Raw genomic sequence first — 25,640 nt, forward strand, 5'->3', positions numbered from 1 at the left:
ACAGCCCCACGAACGACTCAGCTGCGTGGCAGGGTGACGTTGAGTTCCAGCACCGAACAATTGTCCTCGCTGTCCAGGCTGATGTTGATGGCATCGTCGTCCACCTGCACGTAGCGGCGGATCACCTCCAGCAGCTCCTTCTCCAGCATCGGCATATAGTCGGGCTGGCCACGCTGGCTACGCTGATGCGCCACGATGATCTGCAGCCGCTCCTTGGCGACAGAGGCAGATTTCTTGCGTTCACGTTTGAGGAATTCCAGTAGTTTCACCGGCGACCTCCCCCGAACACGCGGCTAAGCAGGCTTTTTTTCTGTATTTCATGGAAGCGCAGTGGCACATCCTCCCCTAGCAGGCGCGATACGGTATCCATGTAGGCCTGGCCCGCGTCGCTGCTGTCGTCATGGGTGACCGGAACGCCTTGGTTCGAAGCCCGCAGCACCGCTTCGGACTCGGGGATCAGGCCGATCAGGTCGATGGCCAGGATCTCGCGAATGTCCTCCAGGTTGAGCATGTCACCCTCGGTGACCCGAGCGGGGTTGTAACGCGTAATTAGCAGATGCTCCTTGATCGGATCCTCGCCGCGCTCGGCCCGGCGCGTCTTCGACGCCAGCAGGCCCAGAATGCGGTCGGAGTCGCGCACCGACGATACCTCGGGATTGGTGACGACTACCGCTTCGTCGGCGTAGTACATGGCCAACTGTGCGCCGCGCTCGATGCCGGCGGGCGAATCGCACAGGATGTAGTCGAAGTCCTTATCCAGCGTATCGAGGATCTTCTCCACGCCCTCTGCGGTGAGGGCATCCTTGTCGCGAGTCTGTGATGCCGGCAGGATGTGCAGGTTGTCGACCCGCTTGTCGCGGATCAGTGCCTGGTTGAGGCCAGCCTCGCCCTGGATCACATTGACCAGGTCATAGACCACGCGGCGCTCGCAGCCCATGATCAAGTCGAGGTTGCGCAATCCCACGTCGAAATCGATGACGACCGTCTTGTTGCCTCGCAGCGCCAGCCCGGTGGCGATGGCCGCTGCACTGGTAGTCTTGCCGACCCCACCCTTGCCTGAGGTCACTACGATGATCTTGGCCAAGTTGTACGTTCCTTTGGTAACGGTGAAAGCAATGTCGCTGAAGACTAGGCGCTCGCCGGCAACGACTAGTCCAGGGCCGTGATGCCCAGTTGAGCGTCGCTGAGCGTCACCTGCACCGACGAACCCAGCAAATGCGGATCGATATCCTCCATGCGCTTGTAGGTTCCCGCTACCGAGAGCAGCTCGGCGCGCAGCTCGCGACAGAAGATGCCGGCCTGGATATCGCCATGAATGCCGGCCAGGGCGCGACCGCGCAGGGCGCCGTAGACGTGAATGCTGCCTGCGGCCAGGACTTCGGCGCCGGCGTTTACGGCCCCCACCACCACGAGGTCGCCTTCGGGGGCGCTGATCTGCTGCCCGGAACGCACCGTGCCCCGATAGATACGACCACCGCTGGCCGTCGGTATCGTCGCTTCCGGCTCGGCGCCGCGCGCGGGCTCGGTCGGCGGCACCTCTTCGAGGACCCGGCTTCGCGTGCCGTCTGAGGGCGGAAACCAGCCCAGCCCCAAGGCCCAGGCCGACTGCTTGACGGGGTCGGAGCCGCCTCGCACGGCCACCGGCAGAAGCTTATGGGTTCGACACACGGCACAGATCCGCTCCAGCGCCAGATGCGGTTCGTCGAGCTTCTCGACGCTGAGCACCACGGGCGTGTGCTGGAAGAAAGCGGGTGATTGGCTAAGCTTGCCCGATAGCTGTTCACGGATCTGCTCCGGGTCAGCGCTGGCCAGCTCCATGACCGTCATCGGCAGCATGCCTCCCTTGAAGGTAAATGCCATGCCTGCCCTGTCCACGTTAAGGCTCATTGCCGAACTCCACTCGGGTGTTGTCGGGTCGTGGGGCTAAAGCTAAGCGACTCCCCTCCCCCCTGCAACTGATGATACGGCCAGCCGCCCCCCGATGACCATAGCCCTGGCGACGTCGCTCCGCCTTCGGAGCGCTCTTTTCCAGCGCCACGTCACATGCTTAGATAATAAGTTGGACGAAAGACGATGCCCCTCGGCAAACCCAAAGCAACAAGCCGAAAGTTACAAGTCGAAAGCAACAAGAAAAGACCGCGCAGCCATTGCTACGCCTCTTCACTCAGGATGTCTCATGCCCGGATTTCTCCGCCGCCTTTTCGCCCCGCGCTGGCAGCACCCTGATGCCCAGGTCCGCCTGCAGGCCATCGGCCGTCTCGATCCCGCGCGCGCCGACCAGCGCTTGGCGCTGGAGTCGCTATGCCTTGACGAAGAAGCGCAGGTACGCCAGGCGGCACTGGACAGGATCGATTCGCCCGAAACGCTGCTGCCCCTGCTGGCACGGGCACCGGAGACGCCCGAACTACGGCGTCGCCTGGTCGCGCTGCTCAGCGGCCAGGTCGCCCACCTCGAGCTGGCCAGGCGTCTACGCATCGTGGAAAGCCTCGACGACCCCGAACTGCTCGCTGAGGTGGCACGGGAGGGAGACAATCAGCAATTGCGTCTGACGGCCGTGGCGCGCATCACCCGGGAAGAGGATCTCATTGCGCAGGCGTGCGACAACCGCATTGCCGCCGTGCGCCACGCTGCAGCCGCTCGCGTGACTAGCGAGTCGGGGCTGCAGCGCTTGGCCCAGCGGGCCCGTCGCGATCGCCAGGTCATGCGTCAGGCGCGTGAGCGCTTGAATCGATTGCGCGCCGACGCAGCCTCGCTGGCCGCGGCGCGAGAGCAGCGCGAAGCATTGCTGAACAAGTTGGAAGCACACGCTCGGGCCCCCTGGGAGCCGCTCTATGCGGGACGCTATCGCCACCTGATTCGCGAGTGGGAAGCGCTCACGGACCTGCCGGATCCGCAGCAAGAGCGGCGTTTTCAGGACGCCTCTCAGCGCTGCCGCAAAGTGATCTCCGATCATCAGGCGCAAGAACATGCTCTGGCCGAGGCCGAGCGCCGCCGTGAACAGGCCACCGAGGCGCGTGAGTCGCTGCTGGAGGCGCTCGAAGAGAGTCTCGCCAGCCTGCCCCGCGGCGATAGACTGACCGGCCAGGACATCGCCAGCCTGCGTTCGCAGAAGCTGCTGTTGGCCAATCGCTGGCAGGCGCTCTCCGACCTCCACTTGACCGACGAGACGCTGCGGCAGCGCTACGACGCCGTGCTCACGGACTACAGCCGCGTCCTTGACGCCTGGGAGCGGCTCGAAGCGCAGGCCGCCGAAATCGAACAGGCAATGAAGGAGAAGGATGTCGAGCGCCTCTCCGATGCCCTGAAGGCCTGCCAGTGGCCCGACACCCTCCCCCCCACCCCGTTGTTCGCTCGCGCTCAGCAGATGCTATGCGGACAGCGCCTCGCCGAGGAGGGCGACCTCGAGGCGCGCCTGGCGCGCTTCGACAAGGATCTCTCGCTGTTCGAGACACTGCTTGATCGCGGCGCTTTCAAGAGTGCCAGCCGACTCCACCAAAGCCTCAGGCACCGCACCGATTCGCTGCCCGCCGAAGCGCTGCGCCCCTATCAGGCCAGGCTCAAGCGACTTGGGGCCCGCTTGGCGGAACTTCGTGATTGGCGCGGTTTCGTCGCCGGCCCCAAGCGTGAACAGCTGTGCCTGGCCATCGAGCAACTTGCCGAGGCCCCGCGCCTCACCGACGCCGAGCGGGACCGACGACATCGCCAACTCGTTCGTGACTGGAAAGGTCTGGGCGACGCCGCCGCCAGCCCGGAGCTTTCCGAGCGCTTCCGCGGCGCCTCCGACCGCATTCACGAGCGCCTGGCACCGTGGCGCGAACGCCAGGCCCATGAGAGAAGACGCCATCTCGAAGCGCGTATCGCCTTGTGCGAACAGCTCGAGGCCCTGCTGGAATCGCCGGCCGCCGATGCCGACCCGGACGCGCTGCGGCAGATCCGCGATCAGGCCCGGGAAGAGTGGCGGCAGCACTCGCCCGTTCCACGCGACCAGGCTCAAGCCATCGGACGACGCTTCGGTCGCATCCGCTTTGCGCTGCAGAGTCTGATCGAACAACGCGCCCGTGAAGTGGCCCACGCCAAGCGCCAGCTGATCGACGAAGCCCAGGCACTGCTGGAGCGACAGATGGCGCCCGATGCCCGAGCCGAACAGGCCAAGGCCCTGCAACAGCGCTGGCGCGAGCTGGGTCGCGCTCCGCGCGGTGAGGAGCAGGCGCTGTGGCGCGAATTTCGCGGCGCTTGCGATCGGATTTTCGCTCTGCGCGAAGCCCAGCGAGACGACCGCACCCAGCGCGCCCGCGAGCGCCTCGAACAGATGCAGGTCCTCGTGGATCGGCTCGACGCCTGGCAACCCGCCAAGCCCGGTGATGCCGATTTTCTCGAACGTGCCCTCGGAGAGGCGGCCATGCTGGAGCCCTTGCCCTCGGGCAGGCGCACCGAAGGCATGAGGCGACGCTGGAGCGGCATCGTTCGCAGCCGGCGCGAACGCTTGGCACGTCTGGCCGTGGCCGAAGAGATACATCGCTGGCAGAACTGCCGACCGTTGTTGGATGCTCACCTGGCCGCAGATGCCCGATTGCATGAGCACGGCAAGGTCGAAGCCGTATCGCTGCCTGCCGGGGTCGAGCTAACCGGCGAGCTGCACGAGGCACACGAGCGTCGCAACGCGGCACGCCTCGCCCCCCCTTCTCCCGCAGAAGTCGCCGAGCAGCTGGCCCGCCTGCGGGTCCACCTTTCGCTACTCGCCATGGGGCGTATCAGTCAGCATGACGAGCCGCTGCGACTGGCGATCCAGGTCGAGCGACTCAATGAGGGGCTGGGACGCGAAATGAGCCGGGCGGAAGAAGTAAGGGTCGTGCTCCGCACCCTGCTGGCCACCGGCCCGGTGTCGCCGGAACAATGGGATCGCGAAGTCGGCGAACTCGATGCACTACTCACGCAGCTGACGGAGCTTCCGCCACCGTGAGGTCTCCACACACGAACGAAGCGGGAGTCCAGCAGGCCTCCCGTCTTGGACCGAGAGCCGATCAGCCCATGAACTGGCCGCCGTTGATGTCGATATTGGCACCCGTGATGAAGCCTGATTCCCTGTCGGCCAGAAACACCACCAGCCGGGCGATCTCTTCCGGCGTCCCATAGCGCTTCACCGGTATTGTCTCGCGGATTGCCTCGCGTACGTTCTCGGGGATCTTCATGATCATATCGGTGGCGATATAGCCCGGCGAGACGGTGTTGACGGTAATGCCCTTGGTCGCGGTCTCTTGGGCCAGCGCCATGGTCAGGCCATGCATGCCGGCCTTGGCCGCCGAGTAGTTGACCTGACCGAACTGGCCCTTGCGCCCGTTGATCGAGGAGATGTTGATGATGCGTCCATACTTCTGCTCAAGCATGCTTTCGATGACGCTGCGACAGGTGTTGAACACGCTGTTGAGGTTGGTGTCGATGACTTCGTGCCACTGCTCGGGCGACATTTTTTTCATCGTGCCGTCGCGAGTGATCCCTGCACAGTTGACCAGCACGCTGATCGGGCCATGCGCCGCCTCGATTTCCTTGACGCCGGCCTCGCACGCCCGGTAGTCGGTCAGGTCGATACCCGACAGGGAGATATTATCGAATCCATCGGCTTTCTGGGTCTCGAGCCAGGTCTTGGCCTTCTCCGGATTGTGATAGCCTGCCACCACGTGGAAGCCCGATGACGCAAGTGCGCGGCAGATCGCCGAACCGATGCCACCGGTTCCACCGGTGACCCACGCTACGGGTGTTGTTTGAGTCATATTCCACCTCCCTGATCATGACACTTGTAATTGCATGGCTTGACCTAACGCGGCAGGCCAGCCGTAACAGGATGCTGCCTGAAGGTCACGCCTTCAAGCACCCCCTCCTGAGTCATTATGGACACATGCGGAGGGCTTGCACGGACAATGCGCACGGCCTTGACACAACGCAGAAAAAGCGTAGAATGCGCCTCACGTTGATGCGGGGTGGAGCAGTCTGGTAGCTCGTCGGGCTCATAACCCGAAGGTCGTCGGTTCAAATCCGGCCCCCGCTACCAAACATGAAGACCGAGGCCATGAAGCCTCGGTTTTTTATTGCCCGCTGGGTGCTGGACCGACGACCGTCGGTTCGCTCTTCGTGGGGCTCGTCCAAAAAGCCTTTCGTGGTGGCGCCTCGCCTTGGCCGCTTCTACAGCAGCCACTCGATATCATCGTGCGAATAAGGGGAGAGCTCCCTGGCGGCCTGAGTCGTAAGATGGTGCTCGTCTCGATATACCACCGTATCCCCCAGGAGAGAGTGACACTTCCCACCCGGACATAGCTGCGCATGAAAGTCGACGACCCTGACGTTCGGTTCCTCCTCGGCAATTCCGTGCATGACGGAAAGAATGGCCTCCCTTCTCTTCTCCAACCGTCGCTGGAAGTTACGACACGACTCCACCGTCCTCCTGGCCAGGCATTCCGTCATGGGTACGCTGAAAACGGGAGTGGGCGCGATGACGACCACTCGCAGCCCGTACCCAAGCAAGGTATCGACGGTATTCCTGAGCCCCTCTTCCGCCAGCGATAGATGCGTCTTACTGCTGGTCCGTCCCAGCCAGCTGGCACTCAGCACGACCCCGGAAAGCCCCCTTTCCGCCAATCTGGAAAGCTCCCTCTCCATTTCGTCCTTGAACAGCTCGCAATTACGATCATTCTCCTGAGGAAGGCCCTGAGTATGGCCGTGGGTATAACCGATCAACGGTGGGCACGTGCTATATGTTCTCTGAAGGAACGTAAACTGCAAATCTTTCGAAAGCGCGTCCAGCATCGGCGAATAGTGGTCCGCATGAGAATCGCCCCATAGCAATAAGTCCGGAGATTTCATGCCAGGCCTGTTCATACAGGTGGACTCGTCAGGGAGCCCCTGATAAGGCGTGCTTAAATGACAATTCTCTCGGAGTTTGGGCATGTCCTCAGCGGCGCTTTCGAGCTGACGATAGAACCCCGAGTTCTTTTGTTGGTTGGCGTGGCTCATCAACCCAAACGCGGCGAGAGCGAGCAGGAGAGAAGATAGAGCGCCTAACTTGACGAGCTGTTTGCTGGATACGGATCGCTTCGTGAAAAACTTTACTGCCGGCTTTTCCACCAACTTGTAGGTCAGGTATGCCAGAACAAACGAAAGTGCGGCCAAGATCACATCGCGTAACAGGTTGTCTTCCCCCAGATGATAGGCGCGCGCCATGGCCAGCAGGGGCCAGTGCCAGAGATACCATGGATACGATATCTTCCCTACGAAGACGAAGGGGTTCGTTGAGAGCAAGCGGGAAATGAAGTTTCCAGCACTGCCGAACCCGGCCACGATGAATGCCAGTGCCGAAAGAACGGGAAGCATGCCTACCCAGCCAGGATACGCATGGGAGCCTTCGATGACGAACGCCGCTATCGGTAGCAGCATCGCTCCGAGCGCAGCCAACAAAGACATGGCTGGACTCGGTACTCGTGGAAGCTGCCCATGGCCGATAAGGCAAGCCAGCAGTGAACCCGCCAGTAATTGCCAGCCGCGAGACAGGACGGAGAAGTAAGCCGCGTTCGGGTGGGTACTGGCAAGCCATACGCCATAGAAGAAAGAGGCGCCGATTCCCAACGCTGCAAGCGTCGCGATGATGACCCACACCTTTTTCTCATGGCGCCTGGCCAAGGCCACGCTGGCGATAAGCAGGACGGGCCAGATGGCATAGAACTGCTCCTCCACGGACAGGGACCACATATGCAACAGCGGCACCTGATCGGTGGGACCGTCGAAATACCCCCCTGTCGTCGCGATGAAATAGTAATTGGCGAAGAACGCGATGGAAGCAATGGCGGACTCCGCCAGGCTCTGCTGCTGTCCGATAGGAGTGAGAAACAGATAACCAAGGACAAGGGAGGCGATTATCACGACGGCCATCGCCGGCATCAGTCGACGAACGCGGCGACCATAAAAGGAGAGAAGGTTTATGCTGTCCGAACTCTCCAACTCCCTTATAAGCAAACTAGTAATCAAAAAGCCCGATATGACGAAGAAAATATCTACGCCTATGAATCCGAACTCGAATCCCGGCACCCCGGCATGGTAGGCCACAACCAGAATGACGGCTATCGCCCTCAGGCCATCAATATCCGGCCTGTATTGCGGCTTCTGCATCGTTTCTCCAACCTTGGCTCTTCCATTCGAAGCGTGTCGTACCTCTCATCTTGTCGCCGGCAGCGAGCCATGCTGGGCGCTGTGGCAGGGAGACGACTTCTTGCCGTGCAGCCAAGCATAGCCTACGGAGCACGTCTCTCTTATGGGGGCGGGTGCTGGCGAAAACTCGAAAGCCAAGGCTCGAACACCTTGGCTTTCGTTTGTCCGCCTGATGGGTTCCGATCACGGCGGCAATGGAGGCTTCCTCGTCGTTTCACAGCGTTTCGAGATCCCGGGCCAACAGGGCGATGCTACGATCGTCACCGCTGGTGCCGCGAGAGAAGGTTTCGCTGTAGAAGCAGCGCACCAGGTCACGCTGGCGCAGCTTCCCCTGACGCAAGTCGTCGAGCCAATGACTGAGCCGTCCAGAGACTCGCTCACCGTCGTGAGACACCATTTTCTCTGCGGCGCCATCACTCATCGCAGCGATGCCGGTCAGAGCCACGACCGCCTCGCAGCCGTACTGCACCTGTCCCAGGGCCAGCCGATCGTCGACGAAGCACGTCTGGTTGGCGAACTCACCCTTGCCACGCTCTCCCAATACGATCAGTTGGGGCATCAGCCCTGACCCACCGTCGCCCGCCTCGACAGCCCGCTCAAGAACGATCTCACCGTCGCCGACCTTGAACCATAGCAGCCGCGAGTGTCCCGCAACGACGAGCAGCAGCGTACAGCGCAGGTCTCGCACCGGCCGGCGCTGCTCGGCCGCGCGATCCTCAAGTGTACCCTTGGCGTGACGCATCAGCATGGCGACGAACTGACGTACGGTGTCGGGGTCCGGCTCAGCGTCGGCATCGAGCAGCCAAGCCAGCTGCGCTTCCACGGTATCGAACAGCCGCAGCATGGCAGACACGATCGTTCGAGCCCCCAAGTCCGAAGCCGATGAGCTACCGGCACCATCGGCCACCGCCAGCATCGGACGCGGGCTCGAGGCGGCACCGGCGGCATCCTGGCACGGCAGCGGTGGCGTACCTTCCAGATGGGCCAGGCCCGCGACGGCCGCTGTCAGCGCCCACCAGTCGAGCTGCTGCATCTCGCTCGTAGAAGCGTCGACGCTAGCGTGCATGAAGCACCTTCGCGCGCTGCGGTCGATTTGGCATGGTCAACGTCATGGCACACTCGCCAGCCGTCATGGCGTCGCGATAGTCGCTCAGCGCCGCATGCCACTGAGCCAGGGTCGCTCGTCGACTCGGCGCACTGGCACCTTCGGTGAACGTCGTCACGAACATGTCGCGAATGGTTTCGGGCAGTTCGCCCCACAGCTCATACCACACTCCCTGGGGCACGTCGCGCTGGCCGCGACCGTAGGCGAAGTGACCGCGCCTCAGGTTGCGCACCGGGTCGTCGCCTCCGACGATGTCGTAGGGATGACGTCCGAGCATCAGGCACTTGAACAGCACGATGGCGAGCGAAAAAGCCTCGCTGCGTGAGTTGCGCAGGGTATGGCGGAACGCCACTCCCTGGTGCTCCTTGGGCGTCATGTCGGGGCTGCCGACAGGGCAGGGATAGAAGGTGCCATCCACCCGCAGTTGGTAGCTGTCGCAGTCGATCAGAGTCACCTGGTCGCTGCCCGGCATACAGAAGATGTTATTGAGGTTGTAGTCGCCGATGCAGACACCGGCTTCATGCAACTGCTGGACGATCTCGACGAAGCGGATCAGGTAGCCGACGATCTGGCGCCGATCGAGACCGGGGAAGTAGCGCTGGTAGAGCAGCGCATGGGCGAGGAAGCCCATTTTCACTCCGCGTGCGCGATACATGGCGAATCCGATCCAGCGGTGGTGTTCATCGAAAACCCGGATCAGGGGCCAGCAGACGTCGCGGGTCATATGCGAATCGCGCAGCCCGCGCATCGCCTCGACCTTGCGATGCAACGTTTCGCCGCGTTTCTTCAGGACTTCGGGGTAATACCATTTGACGATCACGTCGGAGCGATCGAGCAGGGCGAATATCTCCCCTTCGCCACCGCGCTCGAGGCGCTTGCCGAGCCGCCGCGTCTTACCCAGCGAATCCGTGACCACGCGTCCCCGAGCTACCATGCCACCTCCATGCATGCCACAAGCCTCGACGCCCCGGCCAAGGCCAAGCTCGCGTCATTTGCAGTCACGGCGTTCGGCATCAAGATGCGCATATAAGTCAAATACTGTCCCAGCTATCCGTTGGCGGCAGCTTGACCTGATCGGTGGTCGACGTTGACGCCGAGACACGGCTCATGCTGGCCGAGAGCCACAGGAAGAACTCGCGAAATTTCAGGCCATCGAGACGCTTGGCCGGGCGAGTGGAGAAGGCACTGAGCGCCTCAAGATCGGCTTCCTCGACGCCCACCGGCATCACCACCAGCTTGCGCTGCTGGGCCAGCGCCCGCGATCGGACTGAGGCGGCTTGCCACTGATCGGTCGGCACGCCGTCACTGATCACCACCAGCCAGGGCTGATAATAGGCCACGCCCGCCTTGCGATAGGCTGCGGTGCGCTCCTCCAGGCGATCCAGCGCCAGCGTTATGGCCTCCCCCAGCGGGGTGAGACCGGCTGCGGGAAACTGGCGGCACTGGGAGATATGCATGGCCGAGGTGAAGGGCAGTTGCTCGGTGACTTTTCCCCCTGCCGTGATCACGCCAAGCTCAACGGAGCAGGCGGCCATGTCGTCCTCTTTGATTGCCGAGATGAAGGCCTGCACGCCAGCGTTCAGCTCACGGATCGGTGGGCCGAACATCGAGGCGGAAGTGTCCAGCACCAACATGCAGGCACAGCGGGGCGAAGGGTTGTCTATCAGATCGCTATCGCCGTTCAGTCGGTATGTCGCCATCCCACGGTTCCTCATGTCTGGATGTCCGGTACTGGCGCGTCCGGACGCACACGAGCCTATCATAGCCCCGCGACCGATGCCGCGCCCGCCGTAACGGAGCCGCCAACGCGACAAGGACAATCGCCGCCCACGCCCCTTGAATCCCGACGCCGCCACCCGCATCTTTCGACAAATTCACCCCTACGTTAAGGCTTTGCCCATGTCCATCGTCGACCCCCGCAGCGGCGCCCCTTTGACACCAGACGAACCGGCCGCCGCTCAAGCCCAGGACGTGCCACCGGACGAGCAGTTGATCATCGATGTCGACCGCAACAACATTCAGCAGTTGCTGGAATTTTCCATGCAGGTGCCGGTGCTGCTCGACTGTTGGGCCCCTTGGTGTCAGCCGTGCAAGACGCTGGTGCCGATCCTGGAGAAGCTGGCCCGGGAATACCGTGGCGCTTTCATCCTTGCCAAGCTCAACATCGAAGACAATCAGGAGATCGCCGCTCAACTGGGCGTGCGCTCGGTTCCTGACGTGAAGCTGATCAGCCAAGGCGGGCTGGTGGATCACTTCCAGGGCGCGCTGCCCGAGAAGGAGATCCGCGAATGGCTCGCCCGTTACTTCCCGGCCCCAGAGGACGCTCCGGCTAGCCCCGAGGAACAGGCCGCCGAAGCGCTGACCCAGGGCGACGCGGCCACGGCGCGGGCCATCTACGAGCAACTGGTGCAGCAGAGCCCCGACCACGCTCCCTATCAGATCGAGCTGGCGCGGGCGCTGGTCGCCGAAGACCGCAGCCAGGAAGCGCTCGACCTGCTCGACAACCTGCCGCCGGAAGAACGTGACGCCGCCCCGGCCCGCGGCGTGCGCGCCAGCATCGAGTTCCGCAAGGAGGCACCGGACGACGACGACTTGGCCGCTCTCGAGGGGCGCGATGACAGCGAGGCACAGTACAAGCGCGCCCTGCGTCAGGTCGCCGACGGGCACTACGAGACCGGACTGGAAGGTTTGCTGGATCTGATGCGCCGCGATCGCAGCTATGGCGATGAGGCCGCGCGCAAGACACTGCTGCGGGTATTCGACGCTCTCGGCGCCGACCATCCGCTGACCGTCACCTATCGCCGCAAGCTGTTCACCCTGCTCTATTGACCCGTTCGATGACTCGCCTCGACGGCGGCCCAGCGGGGCCGCCTCATCCTTTCAGCACGCGATCGAGCCGTACCAACGCTTCCTCCAGCTGCGCCGCGGTAGTACCGAAGTTGAGTCTTACGAAGCCCGGCCACCCGAAGTCGGCGCCGTCGGAAAGCGCCACGCTCGCCTCTTCCAGAAGTATCCGTTGAGGCGAGGCGTTACGCCCCGCCAGTCCTTCGGCGCGGCGCAGGTCGAACCAGGCCAGATAGGTAGATTCGGGCGGGGCGAAAGCGACCCCGGGCCAGGCGGCGGCACGTTCGACCAGCGTGCGTCGATGAGCGCGCAATACCTTGAGCAGAGCGAGACGCCACGGATTGCCCCGGGCATAGGCGGCCTCGGCAGCGACCATGCCCAGTACGTTGACGTCGGGCATCAGGCCGCTCAGGCGGGCGGCGAAGCGTCGGCGCAGCTCGGGGTCGGGTATGACGGCACAGGCCGCGGTGAGACCGGCGACGTTGAAGGTCTTGGAAGGAGCCCACAGCGTGACAGTGCGCGCCGCGAGCGCGGGGAAAGCGGCCGCCAGAGGCCGATGCGTGGCCCCCTCGTCGAGCAGCAGGTCGCAGTGGAGTTCGTCGGACACCACCAGCAAGTTGTGCCGTTCGACCAGCGCCGCCAGGCCGGCCAGCTCCTCGTGACGCCACACGCGCCCGGTAGGGTTGTGCGGATGGCACCACAACAACAGCCGTGTCTCGGGTGTGATCGCTGCTTCCAGCGCCGCCAGGTCGAGCCGCCATGGCTCGCCGGGAGCCGTCGGCTCGGCCAGTCGCGCCCGCTGAGCCAGGCGCCCGGTGCGTTCGGCCACCTTCAGGAAGGGGGGATAGATGGGCGTGACGCTTAGCACGCCCTGCCCGGGCTCCGTCAGCGCCAGGCTGGCCAGGTGCAGCGCCGGAACCACGCCGGGCAACCATAGCTGCCAATCGGGCTCGATCGCCCAGCCATACTCGCGGTCGCTCCACACGCATAGGGTATGCTTCAGGCTATCGGGCACCCGTCCGTAGCCGAAAACGCCGTGTTCGACCCTTGCCTGGATCGCCTCGATGACGGCGGGCGGTGAACGAAAGTCCATATCGGCCACCCATAGCGGCAGGATGCTGGCATCATAGCGTTGCCACTTCTGCGAAGGCCAATTGCCCCCCTCGGGGTGGCGACGGGCGACGGGCGTGGCAAAATCGAACTCCATGCTCTGTACCTCGGACGGCAATATATGAGCGAAACCATGCCGCAAAGCGGCTTCTATGCCAAGGTACGCCGCGGCATGCCGGCACTCATCGACCAGTGGCGCCGGCTCGGCCAGGGCGACGCGGATCGTCTGGCCCTGATTGTGGCCGAAACCGCCCGAGTGGCGAAACTGGGCGAACCCGACACGACGCCCAGCGGAGCGCAACTCGACAACTGGAGCCGGCCCGATGCGGGCGACGAGGTACCGCTCTGGGCCGCGCGCACCGTCACTTTCCTACTGATGCAGATGCCGGCACGGCCGGTGCCGCAGAGCGACGACGAGGCCTGCGCCTGGGCCTACTGCTGGCTGCGCAACCGCGAGTTCGGCGATGTCGAGTCCGCCCGCGCCGCCTTGCCGGCCCACCTGCAGGAGAAGTTGGCCCATGCGGTGGGTGCCGCCTGGGCGGATCGACAGGGCCTGCGCCTCCTCTAGACGTACCACTACCACCACAAGGAAGCCTCATGGATGTTCCCCTGAGCTGGCAGCTGGCCAAGCTGCTGGTATCGATCGGTATCGTACTCGGCCTGTCGATCGTAGCCGAGCGCGTCAGCACCCGGGTAGCCGGCCTGCTTTCCGGCTACCCGCTGGGCACGGCCATCGCCCTGTTCTTCATCGGCCTGGAGATTTCGCCTGGCTTCGCTGCCGAGAGCGCCGTGTTCAGCCTGGCAGGCTTCACCGCCACCATGGCGTTGGGTGGCGGCTACCTGCTGTGCGGTCGCCGCGACGGACTTGCCGGAGTGCTCATGGGTACGACGGGGGGGCTCGCCGCCTGGTGGCTAGCGAGCCTTGTACTGACGCGCTTCGATCTTGACCGCTTGAGCGGGACCCTGGTGACCCTGCTGGCCATCTTCGCCTTCACCTGGCTCTATCGGCACGTCCCGGAAACTCGTGTCACGGTGCGTCATGGCAGCTCTCGCTGGAAGCCGCTTGTGCTGCGCGCCGGGCTTGCCACCGCCATTGTCTTTCTGGTCACCGCCCTGGCCCATGTGCTGCCGGCCTCCTGGGCCGGCATGCTGGCGGCGTTCCCGATCTCGATGTACCCGCTGTTGGTCATCCTGCACCTCACCCATGGCGCCGCGCCAGCCGCTACGGTGATCAAGCATTATCCGGCCGGGCTGGGGGCGCTGCTCTGCTATGCCCTTTGCGTGTCGCTCAGCTATGCCACACTGGGTCTGCTGTGGGGCACCCTGGCGGGATTCGCAGTCGCCACCCTGTGGCTGCTGGGCTGGATGCGACTGCAGGCCTGGCACGTCGCGAGGCAGGCGGTCGGCACTTGACCTAGCATTTGCTCGGGGCAATGCTGTTAGCCTGCCAACCCCGCCATCACGCTGCTTTGTGACCGAAGCCACAAGGAAATCGCCATGTTCGTGCGCACCATCGAGCCCGCTTTCTACGACACCGATGCCCTCGGCCACGTCAACAATACCCGGCTACCCGCCTGGTTCGAGCTGGCACGCAACGACCTGTTCCGCCTGTTCACGCCGGACCTGGATCCGCGCAAGTGGCGGCTGATCATGGCGCGCATGGAAGTCGATTACCACGCTGAGCTGCATTACGGCAGCGATATCGAGATTCGCACCTATGTCTCGCGGCTGGGCAACAGTTCTTTCACCGTGACTCAGGAGGCGTGGCAGAAGGGCGAGCTGACCAACCTGGGCCATACCGTGATGGTGCACTTCGACCACGGCACCAAGCGCGCCGTGCCCATCCAGGGCGAACTGCGCGACGCGCTGAAGGCCCACCTGCAGGCGATCGAGGAGCCGACCGACGCATGACCCCGGCCGTCAAGACGCTGGAGCGCAACGGTGCCGCCTTCGAGCTGCTCAGCTACGAGCATGATCCCCGCGCCTCCGCTTACGGGGAGGAGGCGGCGAGCGCGCTGGGGCTCGACCCGCGGACCGTGTTCAAAACCCTGATCGCCAGCCTCGATGACGGCAGGCTGGCAGTGGGCATCGTGCCTGTGACCGGCCAGCTCGACCTCAAGGCACTGGCCAAGGCCGCCGGCGCCCGACGTGCGAACATGGCCGAGGCGGCCGAGGCCGAGCGCGCCACCGGATATGTGCTCGGCGGCATCAGTCCCCTGGGCCAGAAAAAGCGCCTGCCGACCTTCCTCGACGTCAGCGCCGAATCCCTCGAACACCTGCACGTCAGCGGTGGGCGTCGCGGCTTGGAGATACGCCTGGCTCCCGCCGATCTGATGCGTTTGTGCGGCGCACGCCTAGCATCGTTGTCGCGCACCTGGGTTCCCACATGAGCCGATCCCGGATTCATGTGGTCAAAGCTCCATGACCCGGCAGGGCCAGTCACCGCTTTCAGGAGCCGAACATGGCCATCCGCTATAACCTCTGGCTCGACCCCGATAACGTCGCGCAGCATCGAGCCGTGGAAGCCGACCTGGAGCGCTACTTCATGGAGCGTTTTGCCGACTATCCGCATATCCGCTTGTTCGGGGCCGATCCCTACGATTATGATGCGCCGTTCAATCGCCTCTACGACGTGCTGATGGCACGGGCCAACGAGTACTGCGAACGCCAGTGGCGGGGCTACGTGCCGACGCCCGAGCAGCTCAACCGGACCTTCTTTCGCGCCGTGGGTCGCTCCAACAAGTTCGTGCGAGACTCCGACGATGGTGATCCAAACCGATCAGGTGCCTGATACCGGCCAACTGGCCATCATTGCCGAACAGTTGGGGCGGGCACCGCGTGGTATCGAGGCGGTAGCCGCCGTGGACGGCAATGGCACTCCGCTGGTGCTGCGCATGGCGCCCATCGTCGACGGCAAGCCTTTCCCCACCCTCTACTGGCTCTGCTCCGAGCGGCTCAAGATCGACATCTCCCGTATCGAGGCGCAGGGTGTCATCAAGCAGCTCGAGACGCGCCTGTGCCAGGACACCGACTTCCTCACCGCCTATCACGCCAGTCATCGCGACTATGTAGAAGCGCGCTGGCGCCACATGAGCGATACCCAGCGCCGCGAGGTCGAGCGACTCGGCTACGCAGGCATCATGCGCGAGCGTGGTATCGGCGGTATTGCCAACTGGGATCAGGTCCGCTGCCTGCATACGCAATATGCCCACCATCTCTGCGGACACAATGTCGTCGGTCAGTGGCTCGATGCCGAGTTCGGCGTGGCCAATGCGCTTCCCTAAGCGGTCGTGGCAACGCTTTCGAAGCCTCTCCTTGCCAGCTAGGATAAGGGCTTGCCAAGGAGAAGCGCATGTCCAGATTCTGTGTGTACCTGGGGTCCCGCGAAGGACGGGATCCCGCCTTTCTTGAAGCCACCCGAGCCCTCGGACGTGAGCTGGCCGCACGCGGCCACGGTCTGGTCTATGGTGGTGCTCGCATCGGTCTGATGGGCGAACTGGCCAATGCCGTACTGGCCGGAGGTGGCGACGTGATCGGGGTGATGCCCTATCACCTGGTGGAACGCGAACAGGCCCACGAAGGGCTGCCGACCTTGATCCGCGTGCACAACATGCACGAGCGCAAGGCCAGCATGGCCGCCCACGCCGATGCCTTCATCGCCCTGCCCGGCGGCATCGGCACCTTGGAGGAGTTGTTCGAGGCCTGGACCTGGCAATATCTGGGACTTCACGACAAGCCCATCGGGGTGCTCGATACCGCCGGCTTCTACTCGCCCCTGCTCGCCTTCCTCGACAGCACCGTGGAGCACGGCTTCCTCAACGCCCGCACCCGCACCCGTCTGATCGACGCCGAGGAGCCGGCTGCCCTGTTGGACGCCCTGGAGGCACGACTCACCGAAACCTGAACGCTGCTGACATAAGGAGACCGTCATGCTCGCCATTGCTGTCGAACAGGAGCGCCTGGTCTGGCGCGAATGCCCTACCCCGGAGGGCCCTTCTGCCGGGGAAGTGCGCCTGCGCGTGGCCTGGACCGGTGTCAATCGCGCCGACCTGATGCAGCGGGAGGGACACTATCCGCCGCCCCCCGGTGCCAGCGAGATTCTTGGACTCGAAGTCAGCGGCACGGTGATCGAAACAGGCACCGAGGTCGAACACCTGCGGCCCGGCGATAGGGTGTGTGCTCTGCTGTCGGGCGGCGGTTACGCCGAGGAGGTAATCGTTGATGCGCGTCAGGTAATGCCTCTGCCCGAGGGTTTCGGCCTGCGCGAAGCGGCTGCGCTACCCGAAGTGTTCGCCACCGCCTGGCTCAACCTGTTCATGGAGGGTCAGCTGGCCCCGGGCGAACGTGTATTGCTGCACGCCGGCGCCAGCGGCGTGGGCACGGCGGCGATCCAGCTCTGCCGCGCCTTTTCTCATCCATGTTTCGTCACGGTCGGCAGCGATGCCAAACTTGCCGCTTGCCGCGAGCTGGGAGCCGATGACGGCTTTAATCGACACCGGGGTAGCTTCGTCGAGGCGGTCATGGCCTGGGGCGGTGCCGATGTGATTCTCGATCCGGTGGGCGGATCCTATCTCGCCGATAATCAGCGCGTACTCAATAGCGATGGCCGACTGATCCTGATCGGCCTGATGGGGGGACGCACGGCCGAACTCGACATGGGGCGTATGCTGATGAAGCGCCAGCGCTTGATCGGCTCCACCCTGCGCGCCAAGTCACCCGCCGTCAAGGGGGTCATTCTCGACGCCCTGCTGGCGCATGTATGGCCGCGTCTGATCAGCGGCGAGCTCAAACCGCTTATCGACCGCACCTGGCCGATCGACGAGGCCGAAGCCGCCCATACCCACGTGAAGCAGGATGCCAATATCGGCAAGGTATTGCTTGCGGTTAGCGGTGAGGGTTGAGGTACGCTCCGATAGCGGGGAAGTCACCCACAGCCGGCCAATTGGCGGGTCCGCTGATAAGTGAGCTGCAGCAGGCGGGCGTCCTCGCCGGCACGGTGGCGATGGATGCCCAGCTCTGTGACCAGCGCTTCGCGGGTTCGGTGCCACATGTCGAGCTGGCGCTCGTCGAGCAAGATGCGTAGCGCCTCGAGGCGAAAGGCCGGCAGCATGCCAGCATGATGGAACAACAGGGACAGCCAAGTATTGTCATAGCCCCAGCTGTCGCTATAGGCCACACCGACCTCGCTCAGTTCGTCATTGATCCAGCGTGCCACTTGTGCCACGGGCAATCCCTCGCGCTTGAGCCGTGCGCGAGAGATGCCATGTAGCAGTTCGGCCTTTGGATCCCAGTGGGTCCACTCCTCGAGCGGCTGGACGAGAAAGGCACAACAACTGCCGTCGGCCCGCGCCAGGCCGATCTCGATAGGGTAGCTACCGCGCCCGAATCCGGACGCTTCGATATCCAGCAGTGTCGGCAGCGTCACGAATGGGCGGGTCCTCGATGGGGGCCGCAGTCGTTCGCCGCGGCGGAAGCAGGCGTTCAGTGTCGGGTCTGGACGCCGTGCGTGTCCAGTGTCTCGCCGGCGAGCCCGGCATGCCGATCGGCGAGCGCCTGCCAGTGCCTGGCCTGGGCGACATCCACCGGCAGCCCCAGCTCGCCATCACGGTAGGCCTTGGCCATTCGCGCTGCAGCCAACGGATGGCCGGCCTCGCCGGCACGGGCATACCAGGTCACGGCACGCTCATCGCGACGTGGGTACTGGGCACAGCCGTGCTCATGGATCAGGCCGGCTTGGTATTGCGCCTTGAGATTGCCGGCCTGGGCGGCCTCCAAGACGTAGCGCGCGCCGCGCGCCTTGTCCTGAGGACTGACCCCGCGATGGAAGAGCATATGGCCATAGAGCGACAGTGCCGCCGGGTGGCCCGCATCGGCGCAGCGCTGGAAAAGATGCATGGTCAGACGCTGGGTACGCGGCGAACGCGGCAGCCAGCGCGTATGGAACAATTGTTCAGCAAGACGGTATTCGATCCTGGTGAACAATGACGATGCCTGCGACATGAGCAAACAACCTTGCGTTCATCTTGCATCCGCATGACGTATCACACTGCCCTGTGTTCGCGCCATGGCCAAACGTGAGCGCCTTCGGACTCCGCCGGGGCCGTTCGAGGGTCGCCAGCATACGCCCGCCTCGGGACCGACTCAACCCCTGCGATTTGCTGCCTTGGTAGGGCTCGGCTAGCATGGCTCTGGATACGCTGATGAAACGACACAGCGGACCTTTCCCCTATCTGACAGGCACCCACAGGAGCGATGATGCAGACGCGACCGCTTGGCAATACCGGCATCGAAGTCAGCCGCCTGTGCCTAGGCACCATGACCTTCGGCGAGCAGAACAGCGAAGCCGAAGCCCATGAACAGCTCGACCGCGCCGTAGCCTTCGGCATCAACTTCATCGACGCCGCCGAGATGTACCCTGTGCCGCCGCGCGCCGACACCCAGGGACGCACCGAAAGCTACATCGGAAGCTGGCTCAAGCGCCGCGACAGCCGAGACGACGTCATCATCGCGACCAAGGTCACCGGTCCCGGTCTCGAGCATATCCGTGGCGGTCCCCGTCTAGACCGCCAGCAGATACATCAGGCCATCGACGCCAGCCTGGGCCGGCTCAACACCGACTACGTCGACCTCTATCAATTGCATTGGCCCGAGCGTCATACCAACTATTTCGGCAAGCTGGGCTACGAACACGACGATGAGGAAGAGGCGATCCCGCTGCAGGAAACCCTCGGCGCGCTAAAGGAGCTGGTGGATGCCGGCAAAGTACGCGCCATCGGCCTGTCCAACGAGACCCCCTGGGGCGTGATGAAGGCGCTGCAACTGGCTGAACGGCTGGATCTGCCACGTGTCGCCTCCATCCAGAATCCCTACAACTTGCTCAACCGCACCTTCGAGGTTGGCCTGGCAGAAATTGCCCACCGAGAGAATGTCGGCCTGCTGGCCTACTCTCCGCTGGGCTTCGGCGTGCTTTCCGGCAAGTACCTGGATGGTGCAAGGCCTCCCAAGGCACGCCTGACTCTGTACGAACGCTTCCAGCGTTATACGTCCAATCTGGCGGAGCAGGCCACTCGGGCCTACGTGGAGATCGCGCATGAACACGATCTGGACCCGGCTCAGATGGCACTCGCTTTCATCAATTCGCGCCGCTTCCTGACCAGCAACATTATCGGGGCCACTACGATGGAGCAGTTGGAAACCAACCTGGCCAGTGAATCGCTCAAGCTTGATCAGCGCGTACTCGACGCCATCGAGTCGGTGCATCGCCGCATTCCCAACCCCTGTCCCTGATCGACACGGTCATCGCCCGGGGCTATTGTCGCCATAGCCCCGTCAGCGCCTCGTGCCTGATATACTCGGGCCGTTCCCGACAGGCCGACCCAGGTATAGGAGTGTTCCATGCTGAGCGTGATCTCGCCCGCGAAGACGCTGGATTTCGAGACCCCCGCCACGACCGCCATCCATTCGCAGCCCGATTTCCTCGATCGCAGCCGCGAACTGATCGAGATCCTGCGTGACTACTCTCCGCAGCGGCTCAGCGAACTCATGGGCATCAGCGACAAGTTGGCCGGCCTCAACGCGGCACGCTTTGCCGAATGGCACACGCCGTTCACACGGCACAATGCCAAGCCAGCGGCCCAGGCGTTCCAGGGCGACGTGTATGTCGGCCTTGAGGCAGATACCTTCGGCGATGGCGACAACGACTTCGCTCAGCGGCATCTGCGAATTCTCTCAGGCCTCTACGGCCTGCTTCGGCCTCTCGACCTGATCCAGCCCTACCGTCTGGAGATGGGCACACGGCTGCCCAATCCCGCCGGCAAGGATCTCTATGCCTATTGGCAGGACACCCTCACCGAGGCGGTCAACCGCACCGTTGCCGACAGCGGCTCCAAGGTACTGGTGAATCTTGCCTCCAATGAGTATTTCAAGGCCATCGATACCAGGCGGCTCCAGGCCCGCCTCATCACTCCGGTGTTCAGGGACGAGAAAAATGGCCAGTACAAGATCATCAGTTTCTACGCCAAGAAGGCGCGCGGACTGATGGCGGCCTGGGCGATCCGTCAACGACTGGATGACCCCGAAGGACTCAAGGAGTTCGATGTGGCCGGCTATGCCTTCGCTCCGGCCATGTCGGAAGGCGATACCTTCGTATTCACTCGTCGCGAAGACCAGGCGTAGGCTCTCTCTCCAACACTGCTTACGCTCGTGGCCTTGCCCGTACAGACTTCGTTCAGAAGAAGCGCACCGGGCGTGCCGAGCGCGGCTTGAGAAAACGCTTGTGGACCTGGCGGAATCGCTCGTCATCGCAGCGTTCGAGCCACTCGTAGGCCACCATATCGGCCGTTACCGCCGTCGCCCCAGCGCGCACCATGCGCTCGCGGGCGAACCGGGCCTCCTCCGCGCGCCGGCTGGCCGACGCCTCGCTCAGCCAATATACCTCGTAGCCTGCCTCCAGCAGCCCCAGACCGGTCTGCATGACACAGATATGCGCTTCGCTGCCGCACAGCACGATCTGGCGCTTGCCGCTGCCGACCAAGGCGTCGGCGAAGTCGGGCTCGGCATGGGCATTGAAATGCACCTTTCGCCATAGCCGGTGGCTGGGCAGTGCCTCGAGCAGCCGCGGTTCGCTACCGCCCAGGCCTTCGGGATACTGCTCGGTAAGCCAGACGGGGATGGCCAATGCCTCGGCGACTCGGCCCAGCCAGATGGCCTCCTCAACGGCCCGGGAGCCACCCTCGATCACCGGAAGCAGGCCAGCCTGCAGGTCGACGATCAACAGCAGGCTCGTCTCACTTTTCAAGCGCACGCTTTCTCTCCCTTGTTGTCTCACCTTTCGCCAGCATAGCCGCTAGAATGGGCTGTCTGAATCCCCTTCCCAATTCCTTTGAGAGACTCGCGATGCGCCAACTCTTCGTCATGCTCCTCGTCGGCGTTCTAGGCTTCGGCCTGGCCGCGGATTACGCCGAAGCTCGCCGCCTGGGTGGTGGTGGCAGCGTAGGAAGCTTTTCCCGCTCCGCCGATCGACCGGCAGCCGCCCCCAGCCAGGCCGCGCCGGCACGCCAGGCCCAGACGAACAAGGCCACGGGCTCACGCATGCCGGGCATGCTCGGCGGCATGCTGGCCGGCGGACTGTTGGCGGCGCTGTTTTTCGGTGGCGCCTTCGATGAGCTGCGCCTGATGGATATCCTTTTAATGGCCGGATTCGGCTTCCTGCTGTTTCGCCTGCTGGCACGGCGCCGTATCGCCCCAGCGCACGGCCCGCAGTCCGCCTACCGGGAGGAAACCCCCGAACCCCGGAACTCCCAGCCGTCCTATGCGGGTGCCTTCGGCCAGAGCGGCTTCGGTAGTCTGCCTTCCTGGTTCGATCGCGAGCGATTCCTCCGCGACGCCAAGGAGCACTTCATGACCCTTCAGCGCGCCTGGGATAACAACGATTTCTCCGGCCTTCAGGAGTACGTCACACCGGCACTCTACAACCTGTTGCGCGACGAACGCAGCCGGCAGCCGGCGAACAACCGAACGGATATCGTGCGTCTGTTCGCCGAGCTCGGCGACGTGTGTGAAGTCGGTGATCAGGCCGAGGCCTCGGTGATCTTCCATGGCCTGCTCGAAGAGAACGGTGAGCAGACCGAATTCAACGAGACATGGCACCTGATTCGTCAAGTACGCGATGGCGCGCCCTGGTACCTTCAGGGTATCGAGCAGAACGCCTCCAGCTAAGGTGGCGAACGGCTCTTGGGGCCAGCCGTGCCGGCTGGCCCTCGCAAACGCCTCAGGTCGGTTCCATCTTCACCTCGCCCAGAGGCATCTCGTATCCCGGCAGGTTCTCACGATGTTCCGGCCCGACCTCTCCGCGTAGCTTGAAGCGCCCCACCATCTCCGCCAGCCGATCGGCCTGCTCGCGCAATTGCTCGGCTGCCGTGGTCGACTCTTCCGCCAACGCGGCGTTCTGTTGCGTCATGCGATCCAGCTCCGCTACGGCAAGGTTCACCTGTCCGATGCCGTCGCTCTGCTCTCCCGTGGCATGACTGATTTCTCCCAGCATGCAGGCAACCCGATTCACGCCCTTCCTGAGCTCCCGCATGGCACTCCCCGTTTCGCGCACGAGATGGGTGCCACCCCGCACTTTTTCGCCGGAGGCCTCGATCAGCTGACGAATATCACGCGAAGCGGTCGCACTGCGGGTGGCCAATTGCCTCACTTCTCCCGCCACGACGGCAAAGCCCCTGCCGCTCTCTCCGGCCCGAGCGGCTTCGACGGAAGCATTCAAGGCAAGCAAATTGGTCTGGAAGGCGATGTCATCCATCACCTTGACGATTTCGGCAACGCGTGTGGATGCATTCTGGATTTCGCCCATGGTCGCCACGACATGCTCGACCTTCTCTCCAGTGCGCTGCGCCAAGTCGGCGGCCGATTGGGAGAGTGAACTTGCTTCGCGCGACGAAGCCGAAGTATTCGCCACCGTGCTATTGATTTCCTCCATGGAGGCGGAAGTCTGCTGAAGGCTCGATGCCGCCTGGTCGGTGCGCCGCGACATATCATGACCGCCGCTGGCGATCTCCTGGGCAGCCAACCGGACCGCATCGCTACTGGCCCTGACGAGCGACAGCACATCATGCATCTTGTCGGCGAAGGCGTTGAACTGAATGGCCAGCTCGGTGCTTTCGTCCCTCCCTTCGACCGGCAAGCGAAGCGTCAAATCACCTTCGCCTTCGGCAACCTCTCTCATGGCGTGCGCCGTACGTCGGATCGGCCGGAACAAAGTGCGCAGAAGCACGGCAATTACCGCCAGGCTTGCCAGCAGTATCACAGCCACGGTCAGCACGACCAGCAGGACCGCCCGGTTAAGATCGGCGAATAGCTCATTGCGCGGGATCTGGGCAAACGCCACCCATTCGGTCCCCGGCACATCAATGGCGGCCACCAGTTGCTCAGCCCCCTGTGCATCCTCCGCCACCCCGTACCGGTAGCCTTGCGCATCCAGCAACGTGGCGGAAATCGTATCCCATCCTGGCAGGGCATCGATCGGCTCCCCAACCCTTTCCACCCCTTCCGGATGGATGCTGATGGTACCGTCCCGATTGGCCAGAAGCACGCTACCGCTCTGTCCCAGGCGATAGTTGCGAATCGTCTCGGCCATGGCATCCAAGGAGTATCCCACACCGGCCACACCCACCCGTTCTCCGTCTGCCTCGACGACATGGTTGACGAAGACTTGAACCTGGCCGCCTTCGTCATCGACGTTCATTTGGTAGGTATTCCCGCCGTCCTCGTCGACCAAATCGTAGAACCAGCGATCATTTTCTCGGCTGAGCGTTCGCTCGATACCCTCTTGGGTATAATACTTGCCACTTCGCGCCGACACGTAGAAGACGATGCTGGCACCGGTGCGCCGCTTTATGTCCTGAAAGTAGGCGATTGCCCGTTCGGCGCCTCGTCGGGACTCCCCCGCTGCCATCCATTCCTGCAGATAGGGATTGTTCGCCAGCCCCTGCGCTGTGGTTATCGGCCCGGTCAGCGTCGCCTCGATATCGTTGCGAATGCTCTCCAGCGTGGCGGGTAATTCCACCGCCGTGACGCGCTCGGTGACCAAATCCCCGAACAGGCGATACTGTACGGCTGTGGCACCGCCCACGATGAACAGCATACAGAGGCTGATACAGAGCATCAGCCTCTGGGCTATGGTGAGTTTATTCATTCTTTTCCCCTTCGCTGCGGCGTATCGTCAGGGGATACGCTCCAATTTGACCAGCTGGTCAATATCGCTATCGGCGACTCGGGGAAAAACTGAAGGGCTGAAGGGGCGGGCCTCGTCTGGCAACCCTGAACGCAGCAGGAGCTCAATTCTCTTCCGCGTCCTCTTCGATCTCTTCGCTAACTTCTTCCAAGCGCTTCTCCACATCCTCCATGGCGTTGTCGATGTTGCGGTCTGTCTTGTCGCCGGGCCCCGTATTATCGCATCCCACCATCATTCCCATGCCAAACACAGCAAGCATGCACGCGATGGTCCATCGTCTCAACGTTCTCATTCGCTCCGCTCCATGGCCTTTAATGTCATTACATTACTCGTGGCGCCGTCCTTAGTGCCACTCGATCCTGTATGAAGCTGTACGCTGTGTAAACACAATAAGGTTCCGTCTTGGTAACGGTATTTGGCTGGGATAAAAGAAACCCCCGAGCGCTTTCGCATCCGGAGGTTCGGGAGAGATGCCTAACGCTCCGGGCGGCGCTCCGCTACGCTACGTGGGAGGCCCCCAAACGACAAAACCCAGCCTCTCTCGAAGCTGGGTTTCTGAAGAGATGCCTGACGATGACCTACTCTCGCATGGGGAAGCCCCACACTACCATCGGCGCTGAGCGGTTTCACTGCTGAGTTCGGCATGGGGTCAGG

At 63.3% G+C, this 25,640-nt stretch carries 27 protein-coding genes, 1 tRNA gene and 1 rRNA gene; 14 read left to right on the forward strand and 15 right to left on the reverse strand.

The genetic code is table 11. The features are described 5' to 3' along the window. Positions 1-17 precede the first annotated feature (17 nt). The 3 genes from minE to minC form a co-directional block, all read right to left on the reverse strand. Complete coding sequence (gene minE, locus F0A17_RS13020; protein WP_104205310.1) at positions 18-269, reverse strand: cell division topological specificity factor MinE; 252 nt, start codon at positions 267-269, stop codon at positions 18-20. Continuing rightward, positions 266-1,084, reverse strand: coding sequence for a septum site-determining protein MinD (gene minD, locus F0A17_RS13025; protein WP_149328755.1), 819 nt, complete (start codon positions 1,082-1,084; stop codon positions 266-268). Before minD ends, minE begins: the two co-directional genes overlap by 4 nt. Positions 1,085-1,149: 65 nt before the next feature. Further along, positions 1,150-1,887 (reverse strand): septum site-determining protein MinC, encoded by a 738-nt coding sequence (gene minC, locus F0A17_RS13030; protein WP_149328756.1) that lies wholly within the window; start codon positions 1,885-1,887, stop codon positions 1,150-1,152. A 289-nt stretch (positions 1,888-2,176) separates the two neighbouring features. Between minC and F0A17_RS13035 the strand changes: the two genes are divergently transcribed. Next, positions 2,177-4,960, forward strand: a complete 2,784-nt coding sequence (locus F0A17_RS13035) for a DUF349 domain-containing protein (RefSeq protein ID WP_149328757.1) — start codon at positions 2,177-2,179, stop codon at positions 4,958-4,960. A 61-nt stretch (positions 4,961-5,021) separates the two neighbouring features. Here the strand turns inward: F0A17_RS13035 and phbB are convergent, their stop codons facing one another. After that, the gene (gene phbB, locus F0A17_RS13040) at positions 5,022-5,768 is read right to left on the reverse strand and encodes an acetoacetyl-CoA reductase (RefSeq protein ID WP_149328758.1); all 747 of its coding nucleotides are present in this window, start codon (positions 5,766-5,768) and stop codon (positions 5,022-5,024) included. A 201-nt stretch (positions 5,769-5,969) separates the two neighbouring features. Between phbB and F0A17_RS13045 the strand changes: the two genes are divergently transcribed. After that, positions 5,970-6,046 (forward strand) — tRNA-Met (locus F0A17_RS13045). Between the two features lie 131 nt (positions 6,047-6,177). Here the strand turns inward: F0A17_RS13045 and F0A17_RS13050 are convergent. The 4 genes from F0A17_RS13050 to F0A17_RS13065 form a co-directional block, all read right to left on the reverse strand. After that, entirely contained in the window at positions 6,178-8,154 is a 1,977-nt protein-coding gene (locus F0A17_RS13050; protein ID WP_149328759.1) for an acyltransferase family protein, read from the reverse strand. Between the two features lie 253 nt (positions 8,155-8,407). Continuing rightward, positions 8,408-9,259, reverse strand: coding sequence for a PP2C family serine/threonine-protein phosphatase (locus tag F0A17_RS13055; RefSeq protein WP_149328760.1), 852 nt, complete (start codon positions 9,257-9,259; stop codon positions 8,408-8,410). Next, positions 9,249-10,232 carry a kinase gene (locus F0A17_RS13060; RefSeq protein WP_149328761.1) on the reverse strand — a complete coding sequence of 328 codons (984 nt, stop codon included), beginning with the start codon at positions 10,230-10,232 and terminating at the stop codon, positions 9,249-9,251. The genes F0A17_RS13055 and F0A17_RS13060 overlap by 11 nt, the downstream gene beginning before the upstream one ends. A gap of 97 nt (positions 10,233-10,329) precedes the next feature. Continuing rightward, the gene (locus tag F0A17_RS13065) at positions 10,330-10,998 is read right to left on the reverse strand and encodes a vWA domain-containing protein (protein ID WP_149328762.1); all 669 of its coding nucleotides are present in this window, start codon (positions 10,996-10,998) and stop codon (positions 10,330-10,332) included. Positions 10,999-11,197: 199 nt separating this feature from the next. Between F0A17_RS13065 and F0A17_RS13070 the strand changes: the two genes are divergently transcribed. Next, positions 11,198-12,127, forward strand: a complete 930-nt coding sequence (locus F0A17_RS13070) for a tetratricopeptide repeat protein (protein WP_149328763.1) — start codon at positions 11,198-11,200, stop codon at positions 12,125-12,127. 43 nt (positions 12,128-12,170) lie between these two features. Here the strand turns inward: F0A17_RS13070 and F0A17_RS13075 are convergent, their stop codons facing one another. Then, complete coding sequence (locus tag F0A17_RS13075) at positions 12,171-13,349, reverse strand: MalY/PatB family protein (protein ID WP_149328764.1); 1,179 nt, start codon at positions 13,347-13,349, stop codon at positions 12,171-12,173. Between the two features lie 36 nt (positions 13,350-13,385). On the opposite strand from F0A17_RS13075, the gene F0A17_RS13080 reads away from it, so the two are divergent. The 8 genes from F0A17_RS13080 to F0A17_RS13115 all read left to right on the forward strand — a co-directional run bounded on the left by F0A17_RS13080 (position 13,386) and on the right by F0A17_RS13115 (position 18,153). Beyond that, the gene (locus F0A17_RS13080) at positions 13,386-13,820 is read left to right on the forward strand and encodes a hypothetical protein (protein WP_149328822.1); all 435 of its coding nucleotides are present in this window, start codon (positions 13,386-13,388) and stop codon (positions 13,818-13,820) included. Between the two features lie 29 nt (positions 13,821-13,849). Next, positions 13,850-14,665 carry a hypothetical protein gene (locus F0A17_RS13085; RefSeq protein ID WP_149328765.1) on the forward strand — a complete coding sequence of 272 codons (816 nt, stop codon included), beginning with the start codon at positions 13,850-13,852 and terminating at the stop codon, positions 14,663-14,665. A gap of 84 nt (positions 14,666-14,749) precedes the next feature. Further along, positions 14,750-15,163 carry an acyl-CoA thioesterase gene (locus tag F0A17_RS13090; RefSeq protein WP_149328766.1) on the forward strand — a complete coding sequence of 138 codons (414 nt, stop codon included), beginning with the start codon at positions 14,750-14,752 and terminating at the stop codon, positions 15,161-15,163. Continuing rightward, complete coding sequence (gene ybaK, locus F0A17_RS13095; RefSeq protein WP_149328767.1) at positions 15,160-15,642, forward strand: Cys-tRNA(Pro) deacylase; 483 nt, start codon at positions 15,160-15,162, stop codon at positions 15,640-15,642. The genes F0A17_RS13090 and ybaK overlap by 4 nt, the downstream gene beginning before the upstream one ends. 71 nt (positions 15,643-15,713) lie before the next feature. Continuing rightward, positions 15,714-16,043 carry a hypothetical protein gene (locus F0A17_RS13100; RefSeq protein WP_149328768.1) on the forward strand — a complete coding sequence of 110 codons (330 nt, stop codon included), beginning with the start codon at positions 15,714-15,716 and terminating at the stop codon, positions 16,041-16,043. Further along, on the forward strand, positions 16,015-16,536 hold the full coding sequence (locus tag F0A17_RS13105) for a DUF501 domain-containing protein (protein ID WP_149328769.1): 522 nt from the start codon (positions 16,015-16,017) through the stop codon (positions 16,534-16,536). The genes F0A17_RS13100 and F0A17_RS13105 overlap by 29 nt, the downstream gene beginning before the upstream one ends. Before the next feature lie 68 nt (positions 16,537-16,604). Then, complete coding sequence (locus tag F0A17_RS13110) at positions 16,605-17,156, forward strand: LOG family protein (protein ID WP_149328770.1); 552 nt, start codon at positions 16,605-16,607, stop codon at positions 17,154-17,156. Between the two features lie 25 nt (positions 17,157-17,181). After that, on the forward strand, positions 17,182-18,153 hold the full coding sequence (locus F0A17_RS13115) for an NAD(P)H-quinone oxidoreductase (RefSeq protein ID WP_149328771.1): 972 nt from the start codon (positions 17,182-17,184) through the stop codon (positions 18,151-18,153). Positions 18,154-18,176: 23 nt separating this feature from the next. Here the strand turns inward: F0A17_RS13115 and F0A17_RS13120 are convergent, their stop codons facing one another. Together F0A17_RS13120 and F0A17_RS13125 are read right to left on the reverse strand one after the other, a co-directional pair. After that, positions 18,177-18,677, reverse strand: coding sequence for a 3'-5' exonuclease (locus tag F0A17_RS13120; RefSeq protein ID WP_149328772.1), 501 nt, complete (start codon positions 18,675-18,677; stop codon positions 18,177-18,179). Positions 18,678-18,733: 56 nt separating this feature from the next. Continuing rightward, the gene (locus F0A17_RS13125) at positions 18,734-19,252 is read right to left on the reverse strand and encodes a tetratricopeptide repeat protein (RefSeq protein WP_149328773.1); all 519 of its coding nucleotides are present in this window, start codon (positions 19,250-19,252) and stop codon (positions 18,734-18,736) included. Between the two features lie 255 nt (positions 19,253-19,507). On the opposite strand from F0A17_RS13125, the gene F0A17_RS13130 reads away from it, so the two are divergent. Continuing rightward, the gene (locus F0A17_RS13130; RefSeq protein ID WP_149328774.1) at positions 19,508-20,539 is read left to right on the forward strand and encodes an NADP(H)-dependent aldo-keto reductase; all 1,032 of its coding nucleotides are present in this window, start codon (positions 19,508-19,510) and stop codon (positions 20,537-20,539) included. Between the two features lie 108 nt (positions 20,540-20,647). Then, positions 20,648-21,427, forward strand: a complete 780-nt coding sequence (yaaA, locus tag F0A17_RS13135; protein ID WP_149328775.1) for a peroxide stress protein YaaA — start codon at positions 20,648-20,650, stop codon at positions 21,425-21,427. A 52-nt stretch (positions 21,428-21,479) separates the two neighbouring features. On the opposite strand, the gene F0A17_RS13140 is transcribed toward yaaA, so the two are convergent. Then, positions 21,480-22,055 (reverse strand): isochorismatase family protein, encoded by a 576-nt coding sequence (locus F0A17_RS13140; RefSeq protein ID WP_149328776.1) that lies wholly within the window; start codon positions 22,053-22,055, stop codon positions 21,480-21,482. A gap of 92 nt (positions 22,056-22,147) precedes the next feature. On the opposite strand from F0A17_RS13140, the gene F0A17_RS13145 reads away from it, so the two are divergent. Then, positions 22,148-22,969 carry a Tim44 domain-containing protein gene (locus F0A17_RS13145; protein ID WP_149328777.1) on the forward strand — a complete coding sequence of 274 codons (822 nt, stop codon included), beginning with the start codon at positions 22,148-22,150 and terminating at the stop codon, positions 22,967-22,969. Between the two features lie 52 nt (positions 22,970-23,021). Here the strand turns inward: F0A17_RS13145 and F0A17_RS13150 are convergent, their stop codons facing one another. The 3 genes from F0A17_RS13150 to rrf form a co-directional block, all read right to left on the reverse strand. Continuing rightward, on the reverse strand, positions 23,022-24,947 hold the full coding sequence (locus tag F0A17_RS13150) for a methyl-accepting chemotaxis protein (protein WP_149328778.1): 1,926 nt from the start codon (positions 24,945-24,947) through the stop codon (positions 23,022-23,024). Between the two features lie 142 nt (positions 24,948-25,089). Continuing rightward, complete coding sequence (locus F0A17_RS13155) at positions 25,090-25,278, reverse strand: hypothetical protein (RefSeq protein ID WP_149328779.1); 189 nt, start codon at positions 25,276-25,278, stop codon at positions 25,090-25,092. Between the two features lie 273 nt (positions 25,279-25,551). After that, positions 25,552-25,640 (reverse strand): 5S ribosomal RNA (rrf, locus tag F0A17_RS13160); the annotation flags it as partial.

The sequence above is a fragment of the Billgrantia pellis genome (assembly GCF_008297955.1).
Taxonomy (GTDB): domain Bacteria; phylum Pseudomonadota; class Gammaproteobacteria; order Pseudomonadales; family Halomonadaceae; genus Halomonas; species Halomonas pellis.